Origin of the sequence: Kamptonema sp. UHCC 0994 (genome assembly GCF_029167235.1) — a bacterium.
Classification (GTDB): domain Bacteria; phylum Cyanobacteriota; class Cyanobacteriia; order Cyanobacteriales; family Microcoleaceae; genus Kamptonema.
In genome coordinates this window covers 17,459-29,976 of record NZ_JARFTR010000115.1, presented here as the reverse complement: position 1 = coordinate 29,976, position 12,518 = coordinate 17,459, and the positions used below count along the sequence as shown (strand labels likewise).

The window sequence follows — 12,518 nt, the reverse complement described above, 5'->3', positions numbered from 1 at the left end:
CGCCAACTACTACCAAGATGGTTGACGTAATACTTGCTACTGCGCTTGATTTGGTCAATATTAAGCAATTCAAAAACTGGTTTACAAGCTGCTGCTACTGTACTTCATAAACCTGGAATACGCTGTAAAAAGAGCGATCGCTTTTTTGCTAAAAACTTTCTCTCCACAAAATATCCTAAACTGGATTACCATCAAATTTTACGTAGTCTAATCAATCCAAAAACTAACCTTGTCTAATTCTAGTCCCTTAGTTCCCGGTGGAGGTTTAACATCCCATGAACAAGCGGGAGGTCATACCCTCGCCAAGCACGTTGCTTTGACAGAAGCTGAACTTGCCAACCGACTCGCCAACGATCCAAAACCTATGATTACCTCTACCTTCTGCGATCGCAGCACAGCAGAAACCACCATATCAGAGGCAATTCAAGCGAACGAGCTCCTAATTTCTGCATGGCTGAGTAAAAATCCTACCCAAGCACTCCGAATTCGATATAATTTTAGTAGTCCCATTGGCATTAGCCTAGCTCGCAGTGCTACAAATACATTACCAGCTAACCGAGTTTCAGTCGTCCTCAAACCTGATGCAAATTCACCATTAGGATATTACATTCTTACCGCCTATCCAGAGCCATGAACCTAGAGCAATTCCCGAACCTTGACCAATTCTTTGGTGGATATTTTCACCAAGACTGGGATCTTGAAGATACCGATGCTGAAGCGGTTTTAAATCGCTTTTTACTAGAAGCTAAATCTTCTACTGTTGAACAAGTTTGCCAAGAAATTGATAAATTATTAGCCATTAAATTTGACGAAAAAGAACTAAGCAATATTTTAATATATGATTTAGGATGTTGCTACAATCCCGAATTTCAAAAAATGTCTAATAGAAAATGGCTAGATTGGCTACAGAGCTATCTCAAAAAAATGCTGCAAGTTACTGTAAAAATTGGTTAAGTAAGACACACTGATGTTAGGGCGATCGCTTTTTCGGGATAGAGTCGTGACATCAATACCGCGCCAACAATAAAGCTTCTGCGATCGCCCTTTACCCAAACAAAAGAAACCGGGTTTTTCAGATAACCTTTGCCTATACACCGATATCTTGTGCAAAAACCCGGTTTCTCACTCCACGCGATCGCCTTCGAGTATAGTTCTTAAGAGCGATCGCCCTTTGCCCAAATAAAAGAAACCGGGTTTTTCAGATCGCCTTTGCCATACACCGATATCTTGTGCAAAAACCCGGTTTCTAACTCCACGCGATCGCTTTTTGGGGATGGAGAAAGGCGATCGCCTCTTCCCTCAGACAAAAGCGATCGCGCCTCCTGAGTCAACTTTTCCCGACTCAAATCTCTGATTTGTAAAGTTTTATGAAGATTAGGGCGCGTTTTGCATAAAACTAGGCGATCGCTCCCAATAGATAAGTAACGGTTGGCCTCAAAGGTGCGATCTGGCGATCGCCCTTTAACACTCGCCCACTGTCAACTTTTAATCTTTCATAAAAATTACCCTGATGTCTGCATCTACCTTTGCCAAAAAATTATATCCGTTCAGTTTGGGTTTAAGTCTCCTAAGTGCGATCGCTCTTTCCCTACCCCAATCTGTTCAAGCACAAAGCCTTACTCTCAGTCAACAACAGCCGCTTAATATACCAGAAGTAACACCTATATCTAGCAACAACGGAATTGCTCTCGATCGGACAGTCCCAATATCTGAATTGCCAGCAGAAGTTGCTAACCCCGTTTTAGAAAGTTTCGCTCAAACTTTTGGTTTACCAGTTTCCAGCTTGCAAATTACCAGCGTTCGCCAAGTCACATGGACAGATGGTTCTATGGGAGTATATAAACCATTTTATGGGTATACATCGGCTCTAGTGGATGGTTGGATTGTTAATGTTGAAAGCGGTAAACAAAATTGGGTTTATCATACAAATGCAAATGGTTCAGTAGTTCTTTTAGCTAACGAGCCCGGTTCATCTCAACAAAATCCCATTATGCCAAATGTAACTCTACCCAATAGGTGGGAATTTACAGATGTTCCCAGACGTACATGGAGCGATCCACCAATAGCTTACGGTTTTCGATACGAGATGACTTCAGACTCTGTATTTACTCAAATTCTTGATTTTCCCACTGGTTTTACCAAGCCTTTTACTGTGTTAGTAAAAGATGTTATTTTGGGTAAATTCACCGCCGGAAATAGCGTTAACTTTGGCAATTATAGCACCTTGCTGGGTAACTTACTTATCGGTAATGGCGTTAAAGAATTTAGTGTTACCGGTCTAAATGTCGATCCAAGCAATCCTGCTGTATTTCCGATAAAACTTGATTTTAATACGGAGACAGTTAATTTCAATATGCACGCACTACTTAACGAAGAAGCAGAAGCAGTTCCCGAACCTTCAGAAATTGCGGGTATAGTAACTTCTGTTGCTTTTTTTGCTGGGCTGTCGATCCAGTGTAAACGTAAATCACAAGTTGCGATCGCGATAGAACTTGCGCAAAGCAATAGCACAAAATATAACATTCGATTAAAACTTCGTCAAATCTTCATTAAAACTTTATCAAAGCTTATAAAAACATCGATATAATAGCGATAAACTCTCTAAATAGTGAGAGTTAACAAAGGCGATCGCTATTCATTTCTCACTTAAACCTGGATACAAAGATTTGTTTGTAAAGTTTTATTACAAATCCAGGCGATCGGCATAAAAAGTAAGGGTTCGCTCCAGATAGATAGTAGACAGCGATCGCACGCGATCGACAGCCCGGGTTATGAGAGCGCGAAAAGCGATGCCTAATGCTGACTACGCCTACTCAGATTCCCGCCAGTTACTTTTTATCAACATAACTTTCTCGATCGGGGTGCAAAATATCTAATATTCAAATCGGTAGCCTCACAGATAACTATTTTTTAGAATGAGAAACGCGATCGCATTTTAGAGACAGAGTTTCTTGGTAGACACACGCTTAACTTTTATTTCTTTTCAGAGGTGCACATGAAAAAATCAAACAAAATGTTTCAACCAGATCCCTTCAGCAGATTTGTTCAAACTTGTCTGTCCCTGACAGCTTTCAGCCTATTAGGATTTATCGCGATTAAACCGGTAAATGCCCAAACTCTTCATACTGGTTTCTCTTCCTATCAGATTCAGGATCTCGGCCCTGGAAGTAGCTATGGTATGAACAATCTCGGACAAGCGCTAGTTGGTCGCGGTGGTAGTGCTGCGATCTGGGATAATGGTCAATTTACTGAGGTAACAGGCAGCACTTGGGCTTACCAAATCAATAATTATGGTCAAATCGTAGGTCGTTATCTTAGTGGAAATTCGATAGATAATGCCTATCTTTGGGAAAACGGTCAAAGGACTGATCTCGGTTATAATGGTGGCATCAGCAGTAGCGCAAATGACATCAATGATGCTGGGCAAATAGTTGGTAGGTTTGTGATTTCTCAAGAGAAATGGTTTCCCTTTCTCTGGCAAAACGGGGAGATGATCAATCTCGGTACTCTTGGTTACGATGCAGCAGCAGCCCAGGCAATCAATAACCAAGGGCAAGTAGTTGGTTATTCCGGTCTTCGTTTCGGCACAACTCATGCTTTCCAGTGGGAAAATGGCAAGATGATTGACCTGGGAACTCTGCTAGGATATAAGCAAAGTACAGCTTATGATATCAATGATGCTGGGCAAGCAGTTGGCAATTCTGCAAATAATATTAATAGTCGTGCTACCTTGTGGTCAAACGGTCAAATCACAGACCTCGGCACACTCGGCGGCAACGGAAGTTTTGCGGTTGCTATTAACAATAAAGGGCAAGTAGTAGGTAGTGATACCACTACTGGCAATGGTGGGCTACTTCACGCATTCATCTGGGAAGATGGCGAGATGGCTGACCTCAATAGCCTGTTTCCTTATGGTAAGGACTGGTTTTTACAGGAAGTAAGTGACATTAACGATAGCGGACAAATTCTTGGTAAAGGCCTTTACCGTCCAACGGGTCAAATTCATTCTTTTCTCCTCACTCCGCGCCCCGGCACTTCTCAGCGAAATCCATTTTTACCTAATAATTTCGAGAATAAGTGGTATCAATTTGATAATGTGTTAAATCGTCATTGGTTCGATCCACCAACGGCTGCTGGTTTTACATTCAAAATTGGTGATAATGCGGCTTCTAGTAGCGATGAAATCATTGCTGAGACAATTTCAGAAGAACCCTCATTATTTACCAAAATTCTCAGTTTACCTAGCGGTATTGATGCTGACGAACTTTTCAGTGTCTTAGTTGGTGGCAAAGAAATCGGCAAATTCAAGCCTAATGAAGTAGTCGATTTTGTAGCTTTACTTGGTTACGGTGTCTCCGAGTTTAGCGTCACTGGCATCGACGCAACAATTGACCCGAAAAACCCGGTAGCTTTCCCGATTAAATTAGAATCCAATCAGGATCAATTCTCTTTTAAGATGCGGGCGATGGATCAAGAAGAAATTGAGGCTGTGCCCGAACCTTCAGAAATTGCTGGAATAGTAACTTCTGCTGCTTTGTTTGGTGGACTATTGATCAAGCGTAAACGTAAATCAGAAGTTGCGATCGCGAAGGATGTGTAAGTAGTCGGACATAAATAAACGTAACTATGTCATTGCGAGGAGTTGCAACGAGTTGCGAGGCGCGAAGCAAACTAATCACAAGGCTTTCGGATTGCTTCGTTCCTCGCAATGACAAGCAATATATTATGTCCGACTACTTAGTTGCTTTTAACGTCAATAGGACTTACGCAAAACAGCAGCGCAAAATATAATGGTCGATTGAAATTTCATCAAATCTTTATAAAAACTTTATCAAAGCTTCATAAAAACATTGATTTACATAGCGATAAAATCCCTAATAATGAGACTCCACAAAGGCGATCGCTATTTATTTCTCACTAAAGCCTGGATAAAAAGAGTTATTTGTAAAGTTTTATTACAAAAACAGGCGATCGGCATAAAAAGTAAGGCTTCGCTCCAGATAGATAGATGGTAGGCCAGAGCTCCCAGATGATCGACAGCCAGGTTATGAGATCGCGAAAAGCGATGCCTAATGCTGGCTACGCCTACTCACATTCCGGACAGTTACTTTTTGTCAACATAACTTTCTTGATCGGGGTGCAAAATGTCCAATATTCAAATCGGTAGTCTCACAGATAACTATCTTAACATCGACTTCACGGGGCAAGCTGACCCCATAGATCGCTATTTTTTCAGTCCTTCGATTATGGGTAAAACCCGCATCTCTGCGGCGGGTTTTAGCGGGCCGATCAGAGTTGAAGTGCAGGACAAAGAAGGCAAGATAATTAAAAGTATTGTAACTAGCGACACAAGTACAAGCACTTTTATTATTGATAATTTAGGTGTTGCAGACTATAGTTTAAAGGTTTCTCCGATTGCTGGCGACACCCAATATCAAGTTAGTATCACTCCAGATGGGAAAGTCGATCCGTTAACGGGGATGAATATTGAATATGGATATTTCATCACCGATCAAAACGGTAAAGTTGGCTTCGATTTCCTTCACGATGGTGGCCTATATCAAGGAGAAATAGCCATTTTTAGTCTGGATGGGATGGAGAATTTTATTCCTGGTTCTCAGGAATTTATTAAGGAAGCAGCAAGTCGGGCACGGAGTAATTCTGAATTAGGTCATATCGTAATTTCTGATGCTACAGAAGGCGCAATCCCAGAATTGAGTGGCGGTTTAGGAGAAGAGGATTTTAATAAAGGGCAGTATCAGGGAGTGAAAACTTTTGCGATGACTCCCGGCAAGGCATTTGCTGTGATGTTAGTGCCTAATGGTGCGGTGGAGGATGTATTTAATAATCCTGATATTACTGGAGAAAAACGTCCATTGTTTTCATTATCTAGCAGTAATCCAAATGATGCTTGGTTGTATGGTCAAATAGCAGATGTTACTGGTGATGGAAAGGCATTTGCAATCGAAGATCAACGAGCTGATGGGACTTCAGATAAGGATTATAATGATTTCATTTTCAATGTGACGGGTGCAACGGGCAAAGCAGTTTGGGTGAAAGATGTAATCGCTCCTGCTAAGGATTGGACTGATACTGAAACTGGCAAGAAATTAATTGAATATGTTAATAAATCAACCTTGCCAACACTCACGCCTGTGCCAACACCTGGGATAACACCAACACCTGGGCTAACACCAACACCAACACCAACGCCTGGGATAACACCAACACCAACACCAACGCCTGGGATAACACCAACACCAACACCAACACCAACGCCTGGGATAACACCAACACCAACGCCTGGGATAACACCAACACCAACACCAACACCAACACCTGGGATAACACCAACACCAACACCAACACCAACACCAACACCAACACCAACACCAACACCAACACCAACACCAACACCAACACCTGGGATAACACCAACACCTGGGATAACACCAACACCAACACCAACGCCTGGGCTAACACCAGCACCACCGGTTCCTGTTAACAAATCACCGGAAAATTTACAAATTAGCGTGCCAACCACTGTTAAACCTAATGAGGCGATTAAACTAACAAATGGTCAAATTTTTGATGAAAATGGAACGGGAGATGTAGCTAAAGTAGAATTTTACTTGGAGAAAGAGGGAGGAGAATGGGCAAAAGTTGGTGATGCTACTAATTTCACTCCTGATAGTTTAGATAATAACTTGGCTAAGTTTGATTATGAATTGAATGGTTTAGATGCCGGGAAGTATCAATTAAAAGCCATTGCCTATGATAATTCTGGTGCAGCCAGTAATGAAATCCTCAGTAACTTCTTAGTTAATACCCCACCAAGTGACTTACAATTCAGAATTTTACCACTCTATACAACTGGTGAAGAAATTAGCTTTGAGTATGCTAAGGTAACTGATGCTGAAGGCGTGAGTGACATTGATAGAGTTGACTTTTGGTTACAAAAAGAAAGCGGCGAAAAAATTGAGATTACAAATGATGTAACCGAGTTTGAAAGCGATAGTAAGGGTCGGGGTAGATTTAACTTTAGCAATGCTTTGAGCACCTTAGCACCAGGGCGTTATCAATTGTCAGGGATAGCTTATGACAAAGAGGGTGCTGCTAGTCCATTAGCGGCAGAAAAATTTGCCTTGATTACCGATGCGGGTGAAGGTGAGTTGTCCGATAAACTTAGGTTGGCAATAGTAGGTTCAGCCAACCTAGAAAAATACGATCCAGAAACACTGGCTAAAACGCGGGATTGGTTGGTTTGGCTGACTCCTGGTACTTCCTCTCAGCAGTTGGCTGGCAGTTTAGGTGCTGTAGATGGTGGCGCAACCGGACAAATCCCCAACACCTACCGCTGGCAATTTCCCGAAAATAGCGATCCACTCTTAGTGCAGCAATCTTTACTATCTCTGAGTGGGGTGGAGTTTGCCTATCCTCTTGTTCCCAGACAGCCAGAATTGCTATCGGAACCCAAGGATGAACCTCTGGTTAAAGATGGAACACAGTGGCATTTACAAACCGGCGTGAATCCAAACGCTAATGTTATGGCAGCTTGGGAGATGGCGCAAGGAAAGGGTGTAGTTATTGGCATTGTTGATGATGGCTTTGAGTACACGCACCCAGAATTGGCTGATAATTATCGAGCGGATCTAAGTTGGGACTTCAACCAAAAAGATGCCGATCCCTCACCCACTTACCAGGGGACAGTTATTAAGAAAGACTGGGCATCCAATAAAATCAGAGATTTCCAGCAGATGAATTTCTCTTTGAAGGTGCCTCTGACGGGAGTTGTAACGGACGTGAACCTTGTTCAACTGGATATCCAGCACCCCAAAGTATCTGAATTAGAAGGGTATTTGGTGAGTCCCAAAGAACCCATGTTCGACCCCCTCGTTTTCGTGGCTGCATCGCGCAATCGTTCGCCCAGACCGGGCGATCCAGGTTCTACGCCACCTGAAGTTGAATTATTCCAAAATATCGAAAATGGAGGTAGCAACTTCACTGGTACAAACTTTGACGATGAAGCAACAACTCCAATTACCACAGCCTTTGCACCCTTGACGGGCAACTTTCAACCGCAGGGGCCTCTAGCCGGCCTTAATAACCAGTGGGCTCCTGGTTCTTGGCAACTAAGGATTAGAGACGGAGCTCCGCTAAACACTGGGAAACTCAATCAGTTTGGCTTGGAATTTCAAACCTACAACCCTCATGGAACATCGGTGGCAGGGGTAGCAGTCGCTAACGGTTCTAATGGCTATCAAGGTAGCGGGGTTGCCCCGAAAGCTTCCTTCGCTGGATTGCGGCTAGTGGCTGATGGATTTAACGATCTGGATTTAGGGAATGCGCTTTACGATCTGTCTGGCAAAAATCGCAATCAGTCGATCGATATCTATAACAATAGTTGGAAAGATGAGAATTGGCTGAGCGACTCTGGGCCAGGTGTGGACGCGATGGCGAAGGGAGTCAAGGAGGGTCGCGGCGGGCTTGGTAATATCTATGTCTATGCTGGGGGCAATGATGCCTTAGATGGTGGGAATGTTAACTATAACGGATTGGCTAATTCCCGGTATGCGATCGCAGTAGGAGCGATCGACAATCGCGGCTACAAATCAGTTTACAGCGAACCGGGAGCCTCTCTGTTGGTATCTGCGTATTCAAGTGGCAACGGAATCGGTATTACGACAGCAGATATGCAAGGCACTAGAGGGTACGATGAAAAAGATTATACCACTGGCTTTGGCGGAACTTCAGCGGCTGCGCCTTTTGTATCTGGGGTTGTTGCCTTGATGTTGGAAAAAAATCCCTCTTTAAGTTGGCGGGACGTGCAGTATATCTTAGTAGAAACTGCTCAGAAAAATGACCCTAACGATCCAGATTGGTACAAGAATGGAGGCGGGTATTGGGTTAATCACCAATACGGATTTGGGGCTGTAGATCCAGTAGCAGCCGTGAAAAAAGCCGCCGATTGGATTCCTGTTGCTCAGGAAGTTGAGGTTAATTCTAACTTACAAAATGTCATAGAAACTATTCCTAATGACAGCGGAGAAACAGGTTTGTCATCAACAGTCAAGATTAATCAAGATATTAACGTTGAGAAAGTTGAGGTTGAGTTTGATGCTGACCACAAAGACTGGAGGGATTTAACTGTTAAACTGAAATCGCCCGACGGTACGGATTCGTTTTTAGTACAGTCAATATCAGAAGGGATAAATCCTAACAATAACTATCCAATCATTCCTGAATCTAGCACGCCTTGGACATTCACTTCTAACCGCGATTGGGGTGAATCTTCTAAGGGTGAATGGACATTAGAAGTGCTTGATGAAAACGGAAATCAAGTTCAGGGATTCTGGCATAGTTGGAAACTGAATATTTACGGAGCCAAGCCAACTTTATCTATCCAGGCGACAGATGCAAATGCTTCAGAAAGTGGCGATCCAGGTACGGTGACTATTACTCGAAATGGCAATACAAAATATGATTTGAAGGTCAATTACTCTGTGGGAGGAACAGCGAATGAGGGGATAGATTATCAGGGATTAAGCGGAAGTGTCACGATTCCTGCTGGTCAGTCGAGTATAGCAATTCCGATCATTCCCGTTGATGATAATTCAGTGGAAGGAGAAGAAAAGGCAACAGTAAATTTATCAGCAGGTCAAGATTATACTATTGGGAAAGATGGTAGTGCGACAGTGGCGATAGCGGACAATGATGAGCCGCCGAATGTTGTTACTAATACGAAAGATAATGGTGCTGGCAGTTTACGGGCTGTTTTGACTTGGGCTAATAGCAATCCGGGTAAAGATACAGTTATATTTAAGATTCCTACCACCGATCCGGGGTATAATAGTAGCACAAATTCTTTTACTATTAAACCACTACCACTATCACCACTACCACAGATTACCGATTCAGTGATTATTGATGGAACGACTCAGCCTGGATTTTCAGATCGGCCAGTGATTGAATTAGATGGCAGTAATGTGACAGTGGATGGTTTATATATCTCTGCCGGAAACAGTACAGTAAGAGGATTAACTATTAACCGTTTTGGTGTTGACGGTATCCGATTAACTGATAAGGGTGGCAACATCATTGAAGGAAACTTCATTGGTACTGATGTAACTGGTACTCAAGATTTAGGCAACCTCTTTAGTGGCATATCAGTTTGGACACCTAATAATATTATTGGTGGTAAAACGGTTGGATCGCGAAACATCATCTCTGGCAATGATAACGTTGGCGTTTACATTAAGGACTTAACTGCTAATAACAACCTGGTTCAAGGCAACTATATCGGTAGCGATATCACGGGGGCTAAAGATTTAGGCAATACAAATAGTGGTGTTTCTATTTTGGACGCAATTAATAACACGGTTGGCGGGACAACGATTGAGGCGGGTAACTTGATACTCGGGAACGGTAAAAATGGTGTCCATGTTAATGGTTCTGGTGCAAATGGCAATGCTATTTTATCTAATTCTATCTTGGCGAACGATCGCGAGGGAATTGATTTAGGAGATAATGGAGTGACAGCGAATGATTTAGGGGATGGCGACACAGGCGTTAACAATTTACAAAATTTCCCTGAGTTGACTTCAGCTATTTCTAGCAGTGGAAATACAAATATTAAAGGGAAAATAAACAGCACTCCCAATACTACACTCAGAGTAGAGTTTTTCTCTAATCAAAGTACCGATGCTTCTGGCTATGGTGAGGGTGAGAAGTTCCTTGGATTCCAGAATGTAACAACTGATAGCAATGGGAATGCTACATTGGCTGTCAATTTACCGTTAGCTGTTCCCAGTGGTCAATTTATTAGTGCTACTGCTACTGACCCGAATAATAACACTTCTGAGTTTGCTAAGAGTATTGCAATTCAGCCACAACCGACAGAACTCTTTACCGACATTAATGCTAACTTGGAAGGAGTTTACTATAATTCAGCAGCCTGGGGAGATTATGATAGTGATGGCGATCTTGATATCCTTCTCACAGGCATTAATGGTCAAAACTCTATAGCCAAAGTGTATCGAAACGATAATGGCAAATTTACCGACATTAATGCTGCTTTGAAGGGAGTTTCTAGTAGTTCAGTAGATTGGGGAGATTATGATAGTGATGGCGATCTTGATATCCTGCTCACAGGTTTGGATGATGCCTTCAACTTAGTATCAAAAGTTTATCGAAATGATAATGGTAATTTTACCGACATCAGTGCTAACTTGCAAGGAGTTTCGGATAGTTCAGCAACTTGGGGAGATTATGATAATGATGGCGATCTTGATATACTTTTGACAGGTAGTGCATTTGCTGGTGGTATTACAAAAGTCTACCGTAATGATAATGGTAGTTTTACGGATATATTAGCTAATTTACAGGGAGTTTTCGATGGTTCAGCAGATTGGGGAGACTATGATAAAGACGGCGACCTTGATATCCTCATAACAGGTACTTCCGGTTCATCACCATCAGGTATCTCTAAGGTTTATCGTAATGATAATGGCAATTTCATTGATATTAACGCTGCCTTGACAGGCGTTTCTTCCAGTGATGCAGCTTGGGGGGATTATGACAATGATGGCGACCTAGATATTCTTTTGACTGGGAGATTCAACGGTGGATCTCCTGTTTCTAAGATTTATCGCAATGATAATGGCAATTTCATTGATATTAACGCTGGCTTGCAAGGAGTTTTCGATAGTTCAGTAACTTGGGGAGACTATGACAATAATGGAGCCCTAGATATTCTTTTATCAGGTGATACTCCATCCGGTATTTCCTCAACAAAACTCTACCGCAATGATGGTGGCAAATTTACTGATGTTAGTACCAATTTACAAGGAGTTTTTGGCAGTTCAGTAACTTGGGGAGACTATGACAATAATGGAGCCCTAGATATTCTTTTGTCAGGCAATCCCGATGGGTATTCATCTGGGACTACCAAAGTTTACAGAAATAACAGTTTAACTTTCAATACTGTTCCGACAACACCCACAGGGCTTACTTCTTCAATTAGTAGTAGTTCTCTCACCATAACAAATAACGGACAGACTATTTCTTCAGTTAATAGCAATTCTGCCACCCTAAACTGGAAACCTGCCACTGATGCTGAAACACCACAAACAGCTTTAACTTATAATCTGCGGGTAGGAACAACTCCCGGAGGTTCGGATATTATGTCTCCAATGGCTAATAGCAATGGAACGCGCAAAGTAGCTCAAATTGGTAATGTCAATCAAAATACAAGTTGGACGCTTAAGAATCTAAAACCGGGTACTTATTACTGGAGTACACAGGCAATTGATACTGCTTTTGCAGGTTCAACATTTGCTCCTGAAGGCAGATTTACAATTTTAGGTACAGGTGCATTTGGAGGGGTTGGTATTCAGGGGTTTTAACCCCTGGCGGATTTCAGCTTAAATTGACACCAACAGGTATTGCCCTCTCCCTACGAGAATTGAGCGATAAGTCGTGTACCTCATAATAGGAGAAACTGCTGTATATTATCTTTA

6 protein-coding genes are annotated in these 12,518 nt (G+C 42.3%); 5 read left to right on the top strand and 1 reads right to left on the bottom strand.

Annotation, left to right across the window (positions count from 1 at the left end; genetic code table 11):
• The first annotated feature begins 229 nt into the window (after positions 1-229).
• Complete coding sequence (locus PY364_RS11225) at positions 230-634, top strand: RNase A-like domain-containing protein (RefSeq protein ID WP_275522572.1); 405 nt, start codon at positions 230-232, stop codon at positions 632-634.
• Entirely contained in the window at positions 631-954 is a 324-nt protein-coding gene (locus tag PY364_RS11220; RefSeq protein ID WP_275522571.1) for a contact-dependent growth inhibition system immunity protein, read from the top strand. The genes PY364_RS11225 and PY364_RS11220 overlap by 4 nt, the downstream gene beginning before the upstream one ends.
• Before the next feature lie 200 nt (positions 955-1,154).
• On the opposite strand, the gene PY364_RS11215 is transcribed toward PY364_RS11220, so the two are convergent.
• The gene (locus tag PY364_RS11215) at positions 1,155-1,346 is read right to left on the bottom strand and encodes a hypothetical protein (RefSeq protein ID WP_275522570.1); all 192 of its coding nucleotides are present in this window, start codon (positions 1,344-1,346) and stop codon (positions 1,155-1,157) included.
• 164 nt (positions 1,347-1,510) lie between these two features.
• Between PY364_RS11215 and PY364_RS11210 the strand changes: the two genes are divergently transcribed.
• The 3 genes from PY364_RS11210 (at position 1,511) to PY364_RS11200 (ending at position 12,404) form a co-directional block, all read left to right on the top strand.
• A complete protein-coding gene (locus tag PY364_RS11210; RefSeq protein ID WP_275522568.1) occupies positions 1,511-2,587 on the top strand; it encodes a hypothetical protein in 1,077 nt (358 codons plus the stop codon).
• Between the two features lie 408 nt (positions 2,588-2,995).
• Complete coding sequence (locus tag PY364_RS11205; protein WP_275522566.1) at positions 2,996-4,600, top strand: DUF3466 family protein; 1,605 nt, start codon at positions 2,996-2,998, stop codon at positions 4,598-4,600.
• 544 nt (positions 4,601-5,144) lie between these two features.
• Entirely contained in the window at positions 5,145-12,404 is a 7,260-nt protein-coding gene (locus PY364_RS11200) for a S8 family serine peptidase (RefSeq protein ID WP_275522565.1), read from the top strand.
• The last annotated feature ends 114 nt before the right edge of the window (positions 12,405-12,518 follow it).